Origin of the sequence: Microbacterium sp. (genome assembly GCF_047606685.1) — a bacterium.
Lineage (GTDB): Bacteria > Actinomycetota > Actinomycetes > Actinomycetales > Microbacteriaceae > Microbacterium.
Genome location: NZ_JASGEC010000102.1, coordinates 1 through 17,357 on the forward strand (window position 1 = coordinate 1; position 17,357 = coordinate 17,357).

15 protein-coding genes and 1 pseudogene are annotated in these 17,357 nt (G+C 73.2%); 8 read left to right on the forward strand and 8 right to left on the reverse strand.

The genetic code is table 11. The annotated features are described in order from the left end of the window. From QM611_RS12210 to QM611_RS12220, 3 genes and pseudogenes are all read left to right on the forward strand, one after another. Positions 1 to 254, forward strand: a pseudogene (locus tag QM611_RS12210) (DUF4350 domain-containing protein); the annotation flags it as partial. Next, positions 251 to 1,240 carry an AAA family ATPase gene (locus tag QM611_RS12215; protein WP_415080190.1) on the forward strand — a complete coding sequence of 330 codons (990 nt, stop codon included), beginning with the start codon at positions 251 to 253 and terminating at the stop codon, positions 1,238 to 1,240. The pseudogene QM611_RS12210 and the gene QM611_RS12215, both read left to right, overlap by 4 nt. 1 nt (position 1,241) lies before the next feature. Further along, the gene (locus tag QM611_RS12220; protein ID WP_415080191.1) at positions 1,242 to 2,552 is read left to right on the forward strand and encodes a DUF58 domain-containing protein; all 1,311 of its coding nucleotides are present in this window, start codon (positions 1,242 to 1,244) and stop codon (positions 2,550 to 2,552) included. Positions 2,553 to 2,671: 119 nt separating this feature from the next. On the opposite strand, the gene QM611_RS12225 is transcribed toward QM611_RS12220, so the two are convergent. Continuing rightward, entirely contained in the window at positions 2,672 to 3,316 is a 645-nt protein-coding gene (locus tag QM611_RS12225) for an MIP/aquaporin family protein (RefSeq protein WP_415080192.1), read from the reverse strand. 213 nt (positions 3,317 to 3,529) lie between these two features. Between QM611_RS12225 and QM611_RS12230 the strand changes: the two genes are divergently transcribed. Continuing rightward, positions 3,530 to 4,315: an aquaporin gene (locus tag QM611_RS12230; RefSeq protein WP_415080193.1), complete on the forward strand. Its 786-nt coding sequence runs from the start codon at positions 3,530 to 3,532 to the stop codon at positions 4,313 to 4,315. Between the two features lie 10 nt (positions 4,316 to 4,325). Here QM611_RS12230 and QM611_RS12235 read toward each other — a convergent pair whose 3' ends face one another. Beyond that, positions 4,326 to 5,321 carry a stage II sporulation protein M gene (locus tag QM611_RS12235; RefSeq protein ID WP_415080194.1) on the reverse strand — a complete coding sequence of 332 codons (996 nt, stop codon included), beginning with the start codon at positions 5,319 to 5,321 and terminating at the stop codon, positions 4,326 to 4,328. Between the two features lie 16 nt (positions 5,322 to 5,337). On the opposite strand from QM611_RS12235, the gene QM611_RS12240 reads away from it, so the two are divergent. Beyond that, a complete protein-coding gene (locus QM611_RS12240; RefSeq protein ID WP_415080195.1) occupies positions 5,338 to 6,180 on the forward strand; it encodes an RDD family protein in 843 nt (280 codons plus the stop codon). Between the two features lie 65 nt (positions 6,181 to 6,245). Here the strand turns inward: QM611_RS12240 and ahcY are convergent, their stop codons facing one another. Next, positions 6,246 to 7,724 carry an adenosylhomocysteinase gene (gene ahcY / locus QM611_RS12245; RefSeq protein ID WP_415080196.1) on the reverse strand — a complete coding sequence of 493 codons (1,479 nt, stop codon included), beginning with the start codon at positions 7,722 to 7,724 and terminating at the stop codon, positions 6,246 to 6,248. Between the two features lie 34 nt (positions 7,725 to 7,758). Next, a complete protein-coding gene (locus QM611_RS12250; RefSeq protein WP_415080197.1) occupies positions 7,759 to 7,965 on the reverse strand; it encodes a DUF3499 family protein in 207 nt (68 codons plus the stop codon). Positions 7,966 to 8,093: 128 nt separating this feature from the next. Here QM611_RS12250 and QM611_RS12255 point away from each other — a divergent pair, with 128 nt between their 5' ends. After that, positions 8,094 to 8,465, forward strand: coding sequence for a hypothetical protein (locus QM611_RS12255; RefSeq protein ID WP_415080198.1), 372 nt, complete (start codon positions 8,094 to 8,096; stop codon positions 8,463 to 8,465). 13 nt (positions 8,466 to 8,478) lie between these two features. Here the strand turns inward: QM611_RS12255 and QM611_RS12260 are convergent, their stop codons facing one another. From QM611_RS12260 to manA, 4 genes are all read right to left on the reverse strand, one after another. Beyond that, positions 8,479 to 9,894, reverse strand: coding sequence for a DUF5719 family protein (locus QM611_RS12260; protein WP_415080199.1), 1,416 nt, complete (start codon positions 9,892 to 9,894; stop codon positions 8,479 to 8,481). Next, the gene (locus QM611_RS12265; protein ID WP_415080200.1) at positions 9,891 to 12,770 is read right to left on the reverse strand and encodes a glycosyltransferase; all 2,880 of its coding nucleotides are present in this window, start codon (positions 12,768 to 12,770) and stop codon (positions 9,891 to 9,893) included. The genes QM611_RS12260 and QM611_RS12265 overlap by 4 nt, the downstream gene beginning before the upstream one ends. Positions 12,771 to 12,838: 68 nt before the next feature. After that, entirely contained in the window at positions 12,839 to 13,156 is a 318-nt protein-coding gene (locus tag QM611_RS12270; protein WP_415080201.1) for a WhiB family transcriptional regulator, read from the reverse strand. A 97-nt stretch (positions 13,157 to 13,253) separates the two neighbouring features. Then, the gene (manA, locus tag QM611_RS12275) at positions 13,254 to 14,435 is read right to left on the reverse strand and encodes a mannose-6-phosphate isomerase, class I (protein ID WP_415080202.1); all 1,182 of its coding nucleotides are present in this window, start codon (positions 14,433 to 14,435) and stop codon (positions 13,254 to 13,256) included. Positions 14,436 to 14,600: 165 nt separating this feature from the next. On the opposite strand from manA, the gene QM611_RS12280 reads away from it, so the two are divergent. Both QM611_RS12280 and QM611_RS12285 read left to right on the forward strand, forming a co-directional pair. Then, positions 14,601 to 16,007 carry an O-antigen ligase family protein gene (locus QM611_RS12280; RefSeq protein WP_415080203.1) on the forward strand — a complete coding sequence of 469 codons (1,407 nt, stop codon included), beginning with the start codon at positions 14,601 to 14,603 and terminating at the stop codon, positions 16,005 to 16,007. After that, positions 16,004 to 17,320, forward strand: coding sequence for an O-antigen ligase family protein (locus QM611_RS12285; protein ID WP_415080204.1), 1,317 nt, complete (start codon positions 16,004 to 16,006; stop codon positions 17,318 to 17,320). Before QM611_RS12280 ends, QM611_RS12285 begins: the two co-directional genes overlap by 4 nt. Positions 17,321 to 17,357: the final 37 nt, after the last annotated feature.

The window sequence follows — 17,357 nt, forward strand, 5'->3', positions numbered from 1 at the left end:
ACGCGCTCGACGCCCTGCGGCTGGGCGCGGTGGACCGCATCGCGCGCCTGCTGGGGCTGGGCCCCTCCGCCTCGGCCGGCGAGGTGGCAGACGCGGCGGCCGACCGGCTGGGCGCCCCGCGCGAGGTGGCGCGCGCCATCCTCGTCGACTCCGTCCCCACCACCGACGCCGAGCTCGTCGCCGCGAGCGACCGGCTTCGCGACCTCGAGGCGGCCGTGCGCGCCTCTGTCCACATCGAAAGGACCGACCCATGACCGATCCCGCGACGCCGCAGCAGCCGTCGGACGACCCCGCCGCGCTCCGCGAGGCGATGAACCGCGTGCGCCTCGAGGTGGGCAAGGCGGTGGTCGGCCAGGACGGCACCGTCACGGGCCTGCTCATCGCCTTGCTCTCGCGCGGCCACGTGCTGCTGGAGGGCGTGCCGGGCGTCGCCAAGACGCTGCTCGTGCGCTCGTTCAGCCGCGCCCTGGGGCTGGACACGAAGCGCATCCAGTTCACGCCCGACCTCATGCCGGGCGACGTCTCCGGATCGCTCGTCTACGACGCGCGGACCGGCGAGTTCGAGTTCCGCGAGGGTCCGGTGTTCACGAACATCGTGCTCGCAGACGAGATCAACCGCACACCGCCGAAGACCCAGGCCGCTCTGCTCGAGGCGATGGAGGAGCGCCAGGTCTCCACCGACGGCGTGACGCGGCCGCTGCCGGAGCCCTTCCTCGTCGCCGCGACGCAGAACCCGGTCGAGCACGAGGGCACCTACACGCTGCCCGAGGCACAGCTGGACCGCTTCCTCTTGAAGCTCGTCGTGGAGGTGCCGGCTCGCGAGGCAGAGATCGACGTGCTGCGCCGGCACGCCGACGGCTTCACCGCGCGCGACCTGGCCGGCGCGGGCGTCTCCGCGGTGGTGACGGCTGACGATATCCGGGCCGCGCAGCGGGCCGCGGCATCGGTCACCGTCACCGACGACGTGCTCGCGTACGTCGTCGACCTCGCGCGGGCGACCCGGCAGAGCCCGTCGGTGCAACTGGGCGTCAGCCCGCGCGCGTCGACCGCTCTGCTGTCGGCCGCGAAGGCGTGGGCGTGGCTGGGCGGCTATCCGGCGATCACACCCGACCATGTGCAGACGATGCTTGTGCCGGTGTGGCGCCACCGCATCCGGCTGCGGCCCGAAGCCGAGATCGAGGGCGTGTCCGGCGACGCGATCCTGCGGTCGGTGCTGCAGCAGACCCGGGTGCCGATCTGACATGTACCTCACCGGCCGCGCCGCCCTGCTCACCGCCTTCGGGGTCGTCCCCGTGGTGCTGCTGTCGGTGCTCGCCGACGTGGCCGCGTGGGCGGTGGTGGGGGGATGGCTGGCGCTGAGCGCGGTGCTCGCGGCGGTGGATGTCGCGTTCGCGGCCGATCCGCGGCGGCTGACCGTGGCGCGGCGCATTCCGCGGCGAGCGCGACTCGGCGAGCGCGTCGAGACCGAGTTGTGGCTGGCCAACGCCGGCACGCGCAGGGTGCGCGGGCTCGTCCGCGACGCATGGCAGCCGACCGCGGGCGCCCCGGACGACCGGTTGCGGATCGACATCCCCCCTGGCGAACGCCGTCGCCTCGTCGTGCCCCTGTTGCCGCGGCGACGGGGAGAGCGCACGACGGAGTTCGTGGCGGTGCGCTCGGCCGGGCCCCTGGGGCTGGCGGGGCGGCAGGCGCGGATCGACGCGCGCGGGGCGCTGCGCGTGCTGCCGCCGTTCGCGTCGCGGCGGCATTTGCCCTCGCGCATCGCCCGACTGCGCGAGCTCGACGGCAACACGAGCGTTCAGGTGCGCGGCCAGGGCACCGAGTTCGACTCGCTGCGCGAGTACGTGCGTGGCGACGACGTGCGCTCGATCGACTGGCGAGCCACCGCCCGCGCCGGCACAACGATGCTGCGCACGTGGCGCCCCGAGCGCGACCGGCACGTCGTGATCCTCGTTGACACCGGCCGGACCTCAGCGGCGCGGGTCGGCGACGGCGTCCGGCTCGACGCCGCGATGGAGGCCGCCCTGCTGCTGTCGGCGCTCGCGAGCCGCGCCGGCGACCACGTGCACCTCGTGATGTTCGACCGGGTCGTGCGCGCCCGGGTCACCGGCGTGGACGGCCCGGCGCTGCTGCCGGCGCTCGTCGACGCGATGGCGCCGGTCGAGTCGCAGCTCATCGACACCGATTGGGACGGAGCGTTCGCGCAGGTGCGTGCGCTGACATCCCGCCCGTCCCTCGTCGTCGTGCTGACCGCGCAGGACGCGCCCGAGTCGGCGCGCGGCTTCCTCGGGTCGCTCGGGCTCGTCTCCCGATCGGCGCGGCTGGTGGTGGGATCGGTCACCGACACCGCGCTGCACGAGCTGGCCGCGCAGCGCGCGACCGGCGAGGAGGTGTACCGCGCGGCGGCGGTCGAGCGCACGCTGCGCGACGCGGCGCACGTGGCGTCGGCTATCGGACGGGCCGGGGGCGACGCGATCGCCGACACTCCGGAGCAGCTGCCGCCGCGGATCGCCGACCGCTATCTGGAGCTCAAGGCCGCGGGGCGCCTGTAGGCGTGCTCGCCTGTGATCTCGCGCGAGACAAAGGCTTCCTCCCGAAACTGCTCACGCTCTGATCTCGTGTGGGATCAGAGCGTGAGCAGTGCGACGAGACAAGCGCGCCCGCGAGCGTCCTACGCCGACGCGGGCAGCTTGTCGTGCGCGTTGAGCGCGCGGAAGACCACTGCGGCGAGGGCGGCTCCGACGATCGGAGCGATGAAGTAGAGCCAGTAGGCGCTCCAGTCGAACGCGCCCGTGATCGACAGGCCCAGCGCCACGGCGGGGTTGAACCCGCCGCCGGAGACCCCGCCCAGGCCGACGGCGCCGACGAACACCGTGGCGCCGATGGCCAGCCCGTAGAACGAGTTGTCCGGGTGGTCTTTGGACGTTGCGACGTTGAGCACCACGTACACGAGCACGAAGGTCCACAGCGCCTCGGCCAGGAAGGCCGGGCCGATCTCGATCTTGGCGGCCTCGGCAGCCGCCGGCCAGATGGCGAAGCTGACAGCCGCGGCCAGCGCCGCGCCCACCAGCTGGGCGACGATGTAGGCGGCAAGGCCCGCGACGTCGATCGCGCCGCGCAGCCACACGCCGACCGAGACGGCGGGGTTCAGATGCGCGCCCGAGACGTGCCCCGTGGCGTAGACCATCACCATGAGCGCGATGCCGATCGCGAGCGGCGTCAAATCGCTGCCGCTGTTGACCGCGCCGATGATCGCGAAGACGAAGACGAAGGTGCCGACCAGCTCGGCAACCGCACTGCGAAGTGTGCCCGTCATGAGATTCCTCCCTTTGGAGTAAGGGCGCGAGCTGCGAGCATCGCGCAATACACGGAAACGCTAACCCACTGTCAGCGCATTCCCAGGGAGCGCGCACGGCGGGCCGCGACACGCGCGCCGTTTGCGCGACACCGGCTCGTCGCCAGCGCGCGCGAACGGAATCGACTAGCTTCATCAGGGCGCACCCATCCCCGCCGACCGAAGGAGCAGTCCTTGAGCGAGCCTCGTCCCGAGCAGCCGACGACCGGCGCCGCAGACACCCTCCCGTCCCCCACGGCGGCGCTCGTCGCCGAAGCCCTCGGCACGTTCCTGCTCGTGCTCGGCGTGATCAGCACCGCCTTGTTCGCGGCAGACTTCGGCGCGAGCGACAACGGCACCTCCCTCGGCGTCGGCTTCCTCGGCGTGTCGCTCGCGGTCGGATTGGCCGTCGTCGCCGGCGCGTACGCGTTCGGCCCGATCTCGGGCGGGCACTTCAACCCCGCGGTGACTCTCGGACTGGCGGCCGCGGGCCGATTCCCGTGGTCGAGCGTGCTGCGCTACGTCATCGCGCAGGTCATCGGCGGGGCGGTCGCAACAACGCTCGTCGTGCTCGTCGGAGTGTTCGGGCCGGACGGATGGCTCACCTCGGCGCAGCAGGCGGGCTTCGCGAGCAACGGGTGGGGGCGGCTCTCCCCCGGCGGCTTCGACATCGGCGGCGCCATCGTCGTCGAGCTGGTCTTCACGGCGGTCTTCGTCATCGTCATCCTCGGTGTCACGCACCCGACGCGCGGCAACCCGACGATCGCGGGCCTCGTGATCGGACTCGCCCTCACGCTCATCCACCTCGCGACCATCCCCGTCGACAACACGTCGGTGAACCCGGCGCGCTCGATCGCGACGGCGATCTACGGCGGCGGGGAGGCCCTGGCCCAGCTGTGGGTGTTCCTCGTGTTCCCGGCCCTCGGCGCCCTGGCAGCCGGCTACGCGTACCGCGCGCTGTTCGGCGGCGCGAAGGCGTAGGCGATCAGGGTCAGCCGGCCACGAGGCGCCGCGTGCCGGCCTCGTACTCGGTGAGGTCGCCGGTCTCGCCCTGCTTCGCCGCGCGGCGGCCCACGAACAGCATGTAGAACAGGAACACCCCCAGCGCGAACGCACCGATGCCGATCTTGGTCCAGGCGGGCCACGGCTGGCGGGTGATGAAGCCCTCGATCACGCCCGACAGCGCCAGCGCGAGGATCAGCCCGATCACGATCGTCGCCAGCGCCCGCCCCGCCTCGGCGAGGGCTTCCCCCCTGCCCCGGCGACCGGGCGCGACCCACGCCCAGAACAGGTTCAGGCCCGCCGCGCCGGCGACGAAGATGCTGGTGAGCTCGAGCAGCCCGTGCGGCAGGATCGACGCGAAGAACACGTCGCCGCGGCCGAACGAGAACAGCACGGCAGCCGCCATCCCGACGCCCACGGCGTTCTGCATCATCACCATGAGCGGCCACAGGCCGGTGATGCCGAACATCACGCACTGGGCCGCGATCCACGCGTTGTTGGTCCACACTTGGCCGGCGAACTCGGCGGCGGGGTTCTCCGAGTAGTAGTCGGTGAACGCGTGCTCGGCGTAGTACTTCAGCTCGGCGCGGTCGCCGAGCGCCGCGAGCACCCGCTCGTCGCCGGCGATCCACAGCGCCGCCGCCGTCGCAACCACGAGGAACGCGATCGTCACCGCCAGCGTCGCCCAGCGCACGCGGTAGAGCGCCGCCGGCAACTGCAGCACGAAGAACCGGGGCAGCATCCGCAGCGGATTCTCACCCGCGCCGGTGAGCCGCAGCCGCGCGCGGGCAAGCAGCGTGGAGACGTGGTCGCCCGTCTGGGTGCGCCCCGCCGAGGTCTTGATGTCGGCGAGGTCGGCGGATGCCGAGCGGTACCGCGCCACGAGCTCGTCGACATCCCGCCCGTCCATCGTCCGCTGCTTGGACAACTCGTCGAGCCGAGCCCACTCGTCGCGCCGCGCGGCGGTGAGGGCGTCGAGGTCCATATGCTTCACTGTACCTATGGCCGAGGGCCCTCCCGTGCTCGTCGACATCCACCAGGACGAGATCCTCACCGGCGAAGCCGTCGCGCTGGACGTGCAGCCGCTGGGCTACTTCCTGCGCGCCGTCGGCGCGCTCATCGATGTGGTCATCAGCCTCGCCCTGCTCGCTCTGGGCTCGATCGTCCTCAGCGTGCTGGGAGCGCAAGGCGCCCTGAGCGAGGCCACCGCGACGATCGCCGTGATCACCGTGACCGTCGTGGCGATGGTGGTGCTCCCCACCGCCGTGGAGACAGCCACACGGGGCCGCAGCATCGGCCGGCTGGCGGTGGGCGGGCGCATCGTGCGGGAGGACGGCGGCGCCTCGGGGTTTCGGCAGGCGTTCATCCGCGCGCTGGTGGGCGTGCTGGAGATCTACCTCACCGTGGGGTCGGTGGCGTTGCTCGTGGGCGCGTTCACCCCGCGTTCCCAGCGGCTCGGCGACCTCATCGCCGGCACGTACTGCGAGCGCACGCGGGCGCCGCGCTTGCCCCCGCCCGCGCCCGGTCTGCCTCCCGGGCTCGAGGGGTGGGCCGCGGTGGCCGACGTCGCGCGGCTTCCCGACAGCCTCGCCCGGCGCATCGCGCAATTCGCGCGCGGGGCCGAGACGATGGAGCCGGTCGCCCGGGCGCGACTGGCGGAGACTCTCGCGTCGGAGGCCGCGGCGCACGTGTCGCCTGTTCCGTCCGCGCCGCCCGAGGTCGTGGTCCGCGCGGTCGCCGCGCTGCGCCGCGACCGCGAGTTGACCGCCCTTGCGTTGGAGCGCTCTCGCGTCGCATCCCTCACCGCCGGCTTCGACGCCGACCGCGACCTGCCCGCTCGCTGACCTCGTCGGCGACGCTCGAGATCTCCTGATCTGGGCGAGCCGCGATCGCACGGAGGAGACGGACGCTAGTAGCGGTAGTGCTCGAGCTTGTAGGGGCCCCCGGTCGGCACCCCGATGTACGCCGCCTGGTCGGCCGTGAGCTCGGTCAGGCGGACGCCGAGGGCGTCCAAGTGCAGCCGCGCGACCTTCTCGTCGAGCGCCTTCGGCAGCACGTGCACACCGGCAGGGTACGACGCGGTCCGCGTGTGTAGCTCGACCTGCGCGAGCACTTGGTTGGTGAACGACGCGCTCATCACGAACGACGGGTGCCCGGTGGCGTTGCCGAGGTTGAGCAGCCGGCCCTCGCTCAGCACGAGCACCGACCGGCCGTGCGGCAGGCGCCACTCGTGCACCTGCGGCTTGATCTCGACCTTCTCCGCCCCGGGCAGCGACTCCAGCCCGGCCATGTCGATCTCGTTGTCGAAGTGGCCGACGTTGCCGACGATCGCGAGGTGCTTGAGGCCGAGGATGTGCTCGACGGTCACGACATCCCGGTTCCCCGTTCCCGTGATGAGGATGTCGACCTCGCCGACGACGTCGTCCAGGCGCGCGACCTGGAAGCCGTCCATCGCGGCCTGCAGCGCGCAGATCGGGTCGATCTCGCTCACGATCACGCGCGCGCCTTGCCCGCGCAGCGCCTCGGCGGCGCCCTTGCCGACATCCCCATAGCCGGCCACGAACGCGACCTTGCCGCCGATGAGCACGTCGGTGGCACGGTTCAGGCCGTCGGGCAGCGAATGGCGGATGCCGTACTTGTTGTCGAACTTCGACTTCGTCACCGAGTCGTTGACGTTGATCGCGGGGAACAGCAGCCCGCCGGAGGCGGCGAGCTCGTACAGCCGGTGCACGCCGGTGGTGGTCTCCTCGGTGACGCCGATGACGCCCGCCGCGACCCGGGTCCACCGCTGCGGGTCGGCGGCGATGCCGGCGCGCAGCAGGTCGCGGATGACGCGGTGCTCGTGCGACTCCCCTGAGCCATCTGCCCCGTCTCCTGAGCCTGTCGCAGGGATGGATGCCTCCAGCTCGACGCCCTGGTGCACGAGAAGTGTCGCGTCGCCGCCGTCGTCGAGGATGAGGTTCGGCCCGTCGAAGCCCTCCGCCGACCAGTCGAAGATGCGCTCTGTGTACCGCCAGTACTCCTCGAGGCTCTCGCCCTTGACCGCGAACACCGGCACTCCCGCGGGCGCGTCCGGCGTGCCGTTCGGCCCCACCGCGACGGCGGCGGCCGCCTCGTCCTGCGTCGAGAAGATGTTGCAGCTCGCCCACCGCACCCGTGCGCCGAGTGCGATCAGGGTCTCGATGAGCACAGCGGTCTGCACCGTCATGTGCAGCGAGCCGGCGATGCGCGCGCCGGCGAGCGGCTGGCTCGGCGCGAGCTCGGCGCGCAACGCCATGAGGCCCGGCATCTCGTTCTCGGCAAGGCGGATCTGATGGCGCCCGGACTCGGCGAGGGCGAGGTCGGCGACCGCGAACTCGGTCACGGCGGGAACGGCGGCTTGTGGCATCCGCCCATTCTCCCACGCGGTCGCGACCCGCGATTCAAACGCGCATGGTCTCGTGCCGCACGACGATCCACCCCTTCGGCACCGACATCCGGTCGGTGTGGATCGCGCACAGGTCGTGCGCGTGCGGGTCGTCCGCACCGCCGAGGGGGCCGAGGGCGGCCATCTGATCGTCGTAGTCGTACGTCAGCGTGGACACCGCCTCACGGGCGCATCCCACTTTGGAGCAGAGTCTGTCGCGCATCGGCACCACGCTAGCGGGGCGCCTCGCGTCGGAGCCGCAGCCGCGCCGCCCGAACCTAGGATGGGAGAATGCGAGCACGACGCGCCCCACAAGCGGCACGGCCGTCCCGGCATGGCCGTCACGGCCGGATGGGCCGCAGCTCCGTGGTGCGGCCGCCTCTTGCCCCGCTCGATTCCCGGGTCGACCGGTTCGACCTCACGGTCGGCTCGGTCGCCGAGTTCTTGCGCGCGGCGTGGCCCGAGCTGCGCGAGGTGAGCTTCCAGTTCGCCGACATGCCGGCGCACCACGATCCGGAAGGCGGCATCCCCCGCTACCAGGTCTTCGCGGACGAGCGGCGCATCGTGCTGTACCGCCTGCCGCTGGAGCGGCTGAGCCGTCTGCACCGTGACGACGAGTTCCACAAGCGGATGGCGATCGAAGGCGCCGTGTTCCGGGCAGCCGCCGAGTATGTCGGACGCGACCCGTGGGACCTCGGGCCCGAGCGGTTCCGTTACTTCTGAGCTCCCCTCGCCCCTACGGGTAGACGCGCACCGGCGGGACGGCCGCGTCCGACGGCCACACCGCATAGCCGGCGAGGGCGTCGGATGCCGCAAAGGTCACCTGCCCGCGCACCTCGACCGACTCCCCGGGGTCGAGCTGCCACACGCTCGAGGCCGACAGCGCGATCGAGGCGGAGCCTCCGGCGGGCACCCGGATCGCGCGGTCCGAGCCGGCGCCGCTGATCGCGTGCAGCGCGACGGTCGCGTCGTCGGCGCCCGGGTTGGCCAGCTGCAGCGTCGGCGAGGGGCCGGACGGGACGGCGACGAGCGTCGGGCCCTCCAGAGCGGGCGCGGAGGTCAGCCACGCGAAGTCCGAGCCGGCCCCGAACCCCGTCGTCTGCCACACGGCGGCCACGACCGGCGTCGTGGCCACGACCGTGACCACGTAGGCGCCCTGCGCCAGGCCGCTGAGATCGACCTCGGTGGGCGTGCCCTCGCCCACCGGCACGGTCGTGGCGGGCAGCACCGGTTCGGTCCCCCCGATCGCGGTGACGGTGACGGTCGCCTCCCCCGACGCGCTGGGAGAAAGCAGGCGCAGCAAAGTGGGCGAGTCGGCCGTGCCCGCCTCCGCGGGCGGCGCCACGACCACGACACCGGGCACCACCTGCGTGCGCATCGGGAAAGCGATCGCGCTCTGCTGGTCGAGACCGCCCGGCACGAGGGTGCGGATCAGGCTGGACTGCATGCTGGCCCGCACCGGCGCACCGGTGGCGACGACGCGCACGACCGGGCTGTCCTCGCCGAGCGCGAGGCCGGCGAGGGGGATGACGCGCTGGGCGCGCGCCGGGATCGAGACTCCCGCGCCCCCGGGCGGCGCGGTCTCGCCGGTGGCGCCGTAGACGGTGATGTCGACAGTGGCGGTGACCTCGCCCGGGTTCGAGATCAGCACGAGGTCGGACGCCCCGGTCTGGGTCGATCCGCCCGCGAGCCACGACTCGAACAGCGCGGGGCGGCAGGCGTCGGCTGTGTACCCCGCGTACTCGTCGCCGCTGACGCGCGCGGAGGTCGCGGCGGCCAGAGAGGTGGCGTCGCGCCCGCGCGGGGGAGCGATGAACGCGGGAACGCCCTCGGAGCCCTGAACGGCATCTGCCTGCACAGAGACTTCCTCCACCTCGCCCTCTGCGGCGACGACCGGGGTCGGGCTCGTGATCGCGGCGATCTCGTCGGCGCTGCCGGAGACCCGGCCCGCCGCGAGCACGGCGCCGTCGCACACCGCGACCGCGGCCGACGGCGTGGGGGCGACGACGACCTCGAGGGGCGCGTGGGCGGTGCTCGGCCACGGTGCGGCTGCCCCCGCGACCACGGCCACCACGGCACCCACGGCGACCGCCGCGCCGGTCAAGGTGCGCGCGCCGCGAAGCGCCCAGCGGGTGCGGGTCGAGTCGGTCATGTCTCCCCTCCCGGGTCGAGCCCGACGATCCGAGGGGTGCGGCGCGCGGCCCGGCGCGACGCGGTCGTGGGGATCGCGAGCAGCACGGCGATCGTGAACACCGCGAGCTGCGCGGCTGTCGCCCAGCCGCCGAGCGCGCTCTGCCTCGCTGTCGGGCGAGCGCGCTCCCCCGGCTCGGACACAGCGCGCCACAGCGTGCCCCGCGTCGTCTCGCCGACCGAGACGAGCTGCTGCCGCTGGTCGATGCCGGTCACGGCGCGAACGCGAGCGGCACGGGCGCGCTCGGACTCCGGCTCGGGCGCGGGCGCGACGAGGACAAACGACACGCCGTCGGCGATGAGCTCGTCCATCGTCTCCGACGCGCTGGAGGCGACCAAGTCGGCCGTGAGCTCCGCGAGCCGCTGGTCGGCCGCCGTGGGGGCCGTGCGCGACGCAAGGTAGGTGGACTGCCCGTCGAGCGTCTCGCTCGGCCCCCACACGATCGTGGACGCCATGCCCCCGCCGTCCTGCGGTGTGATGACGAGCGTGCCGATGTCGGGGTCGGTGCGCCCTTCGGCTGCGACGTACGCGGGCAGGGTCGTGGACGGGCCGGAGGTGAGCAAGGCCTTCTCGCGGTGCACGCCCGACAGCGCGGGGAACGAGAGCGCCGCGAGCGCGACAAGGACGACCGCGACCGCGACGGGGCGCACGACAGCGGGGCGCAACGCGGCGCTCGGCTCGATGCGGCCGGCGTCGAGCGTCGTGAGCGCGGCGCCGACGACGCCGAGCCATGCGAGGCTGAGCCCGCAGCCCGGCCAGAGCGGGATGGCCTGCGACTGAGCGGAGCTGACCGAGATGCCCACCGAGGCGAACGCGGTGCCCATGCCCGCCAGCGCCACGGCGACCAAGGTGCACCCGCCGCGCCACCTCCGCGTGACCGGCGCCAGCAGCGCGAGGATCGCGAGCGGCGCGAGCAGCAGCGGCACCCACCACGTGGAAGCCCCGTCGCCCAGCAACGCCGCCCAGCCGCCCGGGTCGGCGGTGGGGAAGCCGGTGGCCAGCGCGGCGCGGCCCGTGGGGTCGGCAGCCGCTTGCGTGCCCGACCACGGCACGCCCGGGTCGGCGAGCAGCGCGAGCGCCCTGCCGGTCGTGGCCTGCCGCCACACCAGCGGGGCGGCCAGGACGGCGGCGGGAACGACGATCCACACGACGCGCACGAGCCCGATCCCCGCGCGAGCGACCGCGAACAGGGCCACGGCCACGAGCCACAGCAGCACGAGCGCCGGCGCCAGCGAGGGCGCGGCGGCGGCGACGCCGGCGAAGCAGAGCGATGCCGCGGCGGCGGCGACCCAGGAGCGGTGGGCGACCGACCCGGCGTAGACGAGCCACGGCAGCAGCAGGTGGGCGATCACGGGGCCAGGCCGGCCCTGCTGCAGCGACGCCAGCAGGGTGGGTGCGAGCGCCCACGCGGCGCCGCCCGCGATGCGCAGCGACGACCGTTCGGTGATGCGGGTGGCGGCGAACCAGCCGCCGAGCACCGCGAGCGGAAGGGCGAGCACCCACAGCACGACCAGCGCCGTCGACGGGTGCGCAGGAGACAGGCTCCCGATCACCGCCAGCACCGCGCCGAACGGGTCGGCAGGGCCGACGGTGCGCACACCGGTGGCGCGCAGGCCCCATCCCGCGTTGCGCCACAGCTCCACGACGGAGTCCGAGAGCGGCAGCATCCCTCCTCCGCCGAGCACCGGCCACGCCAGCAGCGGCGTGAACACCGCGATGGAGGCCACGAGCCCGCCGAGCACGGCCCACGCTCCCCCGCCGGCGAAAAAGCGCAGCTCGCCGCGACGGCGCACGCCCGCGTCGGGGTCGACGGTGTCCAGCCGCTTGTGCAGCTCGAAGCGACCCAGCCGCAGTTCGCGCAGCCGCGACCACGGCACGCGGCGGATGCCCTTGATGCGCCGCCGCGACGCGGCGATCGCGCCGAACCGCGCGAACGCCGTCGCGGACGCCGCCCACTCCGGCCCGATGAGTCCGGGGGCTTTGGCCGCGAAGTGGCCCACGGTGCGCAGCACCGACAGCGGCAGCGTGGCAAGCCACACGAACGGCAGGGCGAGAGCGCGCGCGTACGCGAAACGGCGGTGCAGCTGCGCCGTGCGGGTCGCGTAGGCGATGCGGCGAACGCGTTTGCTGTCGCGCGGATCGGGCAGCCCTGCGACGCCGTCGCCGTTGACGGCGACGCGCGCCGCGGGCACGACGGCGACCCGCCCGCCCGCCAAGCGGGCGCGGGCCCCGAGGTCGAGGCCCTCGTCGGCGCCGGCGAGCGCGCGGTCGATGCCATCGAGCTCGCGCCACACGCCGGCGCGCACCAGCATCCCCCGCACGTCCGCGCCCATGACGTCCTCGTCGGCGTCGTGCTGGCCCTGGTCGAGCTCGCCCTCGGCGAGCGTGACCGTGCGGCCGAGCCGGGTCATCGTGGCGCCGAGCGAGGCGATCTCGGCCCGATCGTCCCAGCGCACGAGCTTGGGCGCGGCGATCGACACCGACTCCGACAGCTCGAGCGTGCCCGCCAGCAGCTCGAGCGCTGCGGGCTCCGGGGCGGTGTCCTGAGCGAGCAGCCAGACGGCCTCGTCCTCGGCGAGGCCGTCCGAGGCGAGACGGACCGCTTCCGCGTAGGACGTGCTCGCCGGCAGCCGCAGGGAGCCGGCGGACGTGGACGCGACGCGCGCGGCAACGAGGTCGTCTTCGCCGCACGCGACGATCGTGAGCGCGTCGACGGGCCGCGACTGGCTGTCGAGGGCGGCGAGTGTGCGCTTCAGGTGCGCCGAGGCCGGCGTGCGACCGTCAGGGCGCACCACCAGGATGGCGTGGACTCTGCTGCGTCCGGCTGGGGCAGGCATGGCGTCTCAGCCTAGGCGCGATCGGCGCGCGCAAGCCGGGGCACACGCCGTAAACCAGGATCGGGATGTCAGCTTGCGCGACGCTTGAGACGGCGCCGCTCGCGCTCGCTCAGCCCGCCCCAGATGCCGAACCGCTCGTCGTTCTGCAGCGCGTACTCGAGGCACTGCGCGCGCACCTCGCACGAGGTGCAGATGCGCTTCGCGTCGCGCGTGGAACCGCCCTTCTCGGGGAAGAACGCCTCGGGGTCGGTCTGCGCGCACAGCGCGTCGGTCTGCCAGCCCAGCGCCTCGTCGTCGGCGGGGCGACGCACGCCGGGGACGCCGAGGTCGACGGGATCGACGAACCAATCCCCGGGAACCTCCGCGCGATAGTGCATTCCGGCCATGTCTTTCCACCCCCGTGTTGTGACTGCACTAATTACACCGTTGTCATTCGCTCTGGTCAAGTGGCAGATCATAAAGGCTCAACCATGCCTTGAACCTTCACGACGCGCCGGGGATTCGGCGACCGGGTTGCGCGAGGAACAGCTCGCCGTCCCCGGCCACGCGCAGCGGCAACGCGGCATCCGTTGCCAGCAGCGCTTGCCCGGGCCGCAGCGCGCGCTCCTGGCCGCCCTGCGCGACCGCCACGGTTCCCGCGAGCGCGAGCGCGATGGAGATGCCGCGCGGCACGAGCTGTGCGGGCGACCCGGCCGCGACGCGGACTCGCGCGAGCTCGAAGTCGCGGCACGGCGCCGCGTACACCGCGACGTCGCCGATGGCGCCGGCGAGCGCGACCGGGCGCATCACCGGCGGCGCGCCGGGCGAGGGGTCGAGCACGGCTGCGAGCTCGTCGACGTCGACGTGCTTGGTGGTCAGCCCGCCGCGCAGCACGTTGTCGCTGGCCGCCATGATCTCGACGCCGAGGCCGTCGACGTAGGCGTGCAACACCCCCGCGGGCACGTAGAGACCCTCGCCGCGGCGCAGCATGACGAGGTTCATCAGCAGCGCGACGAGCACTCCGGGATCGCCAGGCATCTCGTCGTCGAGCCACCGCGCGACGGCGAGCTCGTCGGCGAACTCGTCCGACGACGCCGTCGGCAGCGCGGCGCGCACGTCGGCCACCGCCGCACATGCCGCGGGAGAAAGAAGCCACGCCACGACGTCGCCCAACCGGCCCGCGGCATCCGCTTTCTCCAGCCTTTCGCGCAGTTCGCGCACGCCCGCCGCCTCGCCGAGCGCGCTGAGCAGCCGCTGGGTGCGGGCGGTCTCGCGCAAGCCGGCGAGCGCGCGCACCCGCTCGCTCGCCGCGACGAGGAGCTCGGGCTTGTGGTTGTCGTCACGGTAGCTGCGCTCGGGCGCGTCGCGCGGGATGCCGGCGGCCTCTTCGCGCGCGAACCCGGACTCGCCCTGCGCCTTGGACGGATGGGCCTGGATCGACAGCGGGTGCGCGATCGCGATCAGCTTGAGCAGGTACGGCAGCCGTGTGCCCGGCGCGTGGTCGTCCAGCCACCGGTCGAGAGTGCGGCCGGAGCCGTCTTCCACCGTCGCCGGCGCGCCGGGGTGGTCGCCGAGCCACAGCTCGGCCTCGGGGGCGGTGGCGGGCTCGCGGCCTTCCAGCTCGGCGATCAGTGTCGTCGACCCCCACGCGTAGTCGCGGGGGGTGTTGGACAGGCGCAACAGCACCGTTACAGCCTACGAGCGCAACCCACAGCGGGCCAAGAAGGTGGCGGCCCGCGCCGCATCGCGCCAATGGATGCGGCGCGGCGCGCCACTTTCCGAGGCGGCCGGCGTGCGACGCCCTCGAGGGGACGGCACGCACACAACACCAGTGGGTAGCCTGAGTGCACAATGGCCGCACACGCCCAGCACGCCGCCAGCGCGCCGCCCACCGCGCCGGAGCGCGAGACGACGGGCCACCTCCTGCTGCGCGCGTACTGCACATTCGTCGTGTTCACGGCGTTCGCCGCGAGCATGTGGACGAACCTCCTCGGCCCCGTCGGCTTCGGCGCGCTCATCGCCGTGATCGGCGTGATCAGCATCGTGCTGTGGGCGCTGCCCGCCGACCCGCGCGCCATCCGGCTGCCATGGCGCCGCCTGCCGTGGTTCCCGCTCTTCTACGCGACGTGGGCGCTGGCATCCCTCCAGTGGACGCACTGGCCGCGAGCGACCCTCATCACGTGGTGTGTGCTGGTGGCGACGACGCTGCAGGGGCTGTTCGTCGCCAGCATGCTGACGTGGCGCGAGATCGTGCGCACGATCGCGTCGGCGCTGAAGTGGGTGCTCGGGCTGTCTGTGGCGTTCGAGCTGTGGGCGGCGTGGCTGGCCGGCCCGGTCCTGCCGAACTTCGTCGAGCTTCCCGACTCGATGCCCGTCGAGCTGTACTGGACCCGCGCCGTGCTGTTCGAGGGCGGGCGGATCCAGGGGATCGTCGGCAACTCGAACCTGCTGGCGATGGCGGCGCTCGCCGGGGTCATCGTCTTCTCCGTGCGCCTCGCGTCGGTCAGCCGGCGCGGCTGGCTCATCGCGTGGATCGCGCTGTCGGCGTTCCTCCTGTACCGGGCGCAGTCGGCGACCGCGTACCTCGCCGCGGCCGCCGCCGCAGTCGTGCTGGCCAGCGCCCTGGCCATGCGCACCGCCCAGCGGCCCGGCCAGCGCACGCGGTGGTATCTCGTGTACCTCGTCGTCGGCGCGGGAGGCGGCGCGGCGGCGTGGCTGCTGCGCGACACGGTCGCCGGCTTCCTCGGCCGCTCGGCGGACCTCACCGGCCGCGAGGAGATCTGGGCGGCCGTGCTGGAGCGCGCGTGGGAGCATCCCGTGATCGGCTGGGGCTTCAGCACGCCGTGGCTGCCGTGGGAGAGCGGATTCGACCGCTGGATCATCGACCACGACCTCACGGTGTTCATGGCGCACAGCATGTGGCTGGACGTGTTCTTCCAGCTCGGCTTCGTCGGCGTCGGCCTCATGGCACTGCTGTGGCTCGCCTACGTGTGGCGCGCGTGGTTCTTCGCGGTGGACCGCCCGCGCTGGGACCTCAAGGCCGACCGCCCGTACTCCGCGCTGACGCTGCTGCCCACGCTGGTGGGCGCCGTGCTGCTGGTGCAGGGCGTCTCCGAGTCGCGCCCGCTCATGGAATGGGGATGGCTGTTGGTGGTCCTCTTCTCGTTCAAGATCAAGCAGTCGCCGCACGTCGGCGTCGGCCCGACCGAGCAGACCCTCGCCATCGAGCGCGGCGAGCGGCTCGTCTCCGAGCAATGACGGCCGAGGGCGCGGCCCGGCACGCGTGGCTGCCCGACCTGCTGGGCTCGTCGGCGATGGCCGCGTCGTACGCGCTGGCCACGATCGGCGCGCTGTTCGGCTCGCACGTTCTCGTCAGCGTCATGGGCCAGCCCGGCTACTCCGCGGTCGTGGTCGGACTGTGCGTCGTCGGCGTCGCGATCCTGGTCGCCCGCCGCCACGAGCTGACGCTCGTGCGCCTCGTGCCGAGCACGCTCGTCCTGCTCATGGCGTGGCTGTTGCTGACGACGGCGTGGGCGACGTCCCCGTCGCTGTCGATCGCGGGATGGCTCGCCCTCGCCGCCACCGCGCTGCTGGCCACCGTCGTCGCCCACACCCGCGACACAATGCAGACGGTGCGCGCCACCGGCGACGTGCTGCGCGTGATGCTCACCGGTTCGCTGCTGGTCGAGGTGCTCAGCGGCATCCTGATCGACCTGCCGATCTCGTTCCTGTCCGTCGCCGGAAATCTCGCCGACGGCGGGCCGATCCAAGGGCTCTTCGGCACTCGCACGCGCTTGGGCCTGGTCACCATGCTCGCGATGATCACCTTCCTGGTCGAGTGGCGCACGCGCTCCGTCCGGCCCGGCCTCACGGTGTACTCCGTCGTGGTGGCCGCGATCCTCGCCCTGTTCACCGGGTCGCCGATCGTGCTCCTGCTCGCCGTGGCCACGGGCTTGGCGACGGCGGTGCTCGCGATCGTGCGGCGCGCGCCCGCCCACACGCGCTCCACGCTGCAGATGGCGCTGGCCGCGATCCTCGCGATCGCCGCCGTGCTCGTGTACGTGTTCCGCCGGCCGCTGGTGTACTGGCTGAACGCCGCCCCCGAGTTTCTCACCCGGTCGCAAGTGTGGAACGCGTCGCTGGACATGGTCGAGCGACGGCCCGTGCAAGGCTGGGGCTGGTACGGCACGTGGCCGGACAACCTGCTGCCGTTCATCCACATCAACGTGCTGACCGGTCGCGACGACACCTCGGCGCTCAACGCGTTCATCGACATGCTGCTGCAGGGCGGCTGGGTCGGCGGGTTCCTGTTCGCGGTGCTCTGCGTCGTCGCGGCCGCCCGCGCGTGGCTCACCGCGTCGCAACGGCGCTCCACGGTCTACACGTGGCCGGCGCTGATCCTCATCGCGCTGCTGGCCAACTCGTTCTTCGAGAGCACGCTGCTGTGCGGCTTCGGCTGGTTCCTGCTGGTGGTGTGCGCCACCCGGTCCTCGCTCGTGCGGGGCTGGCGCGCGGGCCTGGACGACCCGGGCGGGTCCTCCCCGGCGCTCCCGCACGAGCCCGGCCGCTGATCCGGCGCCGGCGCTCCCGGCCGACGCTCGGGGCCTG

Bases quoted from the DNA above. Each gene is read 5' to 3' on its own strand.
- QM611_RS12215 (WP_415080190.1), top strand. From the start codon at position 251: ATGACCGATCCCGCGACGCCGCAGCAGCCGTCGGACGACCCCGCCGCG.
- QM611_RS12220 (WP_415080191.1), top strand. From the start codon at position 1,242: ATGTACCTCACCGGCCGCGCCGCCCTGCTCACCGCCTTCGGGGTCGTC.
- QM611_RS12225 (WP_415080192.1), bottom strand. From the start codon at position 3,316: ATGACGGGCACACTTCGCAGTGCGGTTGCCGAGCTGGTCGGCACCTTC.
- QM611_RS12235 (WP_415080194.1), bottom strand. From the start codon at position 5,321: ATGGACCTCGACGCCCTCACCGCCGCGCGGCGCGACGAGTGGGCTCGG.
- QM611_RS12240 (WP_415080195.1), top strand. From the start codon at position 5,338: ATGGCCGAGGGCCCTCCCGTGCTCGTCGACATCCACCAGGACGAGATC.
- ahcY (WP_415080196.1), bottom strand. From the start codon at position 7,724: ATGCCACAAGCCGCCGTTCCCGCCGTGACCGAGTTCGCGGTCGCCGAC.
- QM611_RS12250 (WP_415080197.1), bottom strand. From the start codon at position 7,965: ATGCGCGACAGACTCTGCTCCAAAGTGGGATGCGCCCGTGAGGCGGTG.
- QM611_RS12255 (WP_415080198.1), top strand. From the start codon at position 8,094: ATGGGCCGCAGCTCCGTGGTGCGGCCGCCTCTTGCCCCGCTCGATTCC.
- QM611_RS12260 (WP_415080199.1), bottom strand. From the start codon at position 9,894: ATGACCGACTCGACCCGCACCCGCTGGGCGCTTCGCGGCGCGCGCACC.
- QM611_RS12265 (WP_415080200.1), bottom strand. From the start codon at position 12,770: ATGCCTGCCCCAGCCGGACGCAGCAGAGTCCACGCCATCCTGGTGGTG.
- QM611_RS12270 (WP_415080201.1), bottom strand. From the start codon at position 13,156: ATGGCCGGAATGCACTATCGCGCGGAGGTTCCCGGGGATTGGTTCGTC.
- QM611_RS12280 (WP_415080203.1), top strand. From the start codon at position 14,601: ATGGCCGCACACGCCCAGCACGCCGCCAGCGCGCCGCCCACCGCGCCG.
- QM611_RS12285 (WP_415080204.1), top strand. From the start codon at position 16,004: ATGACGGCCGAGGGCGCGGCCCGGCACGCGTGGCTGCCCGACCTGCTG.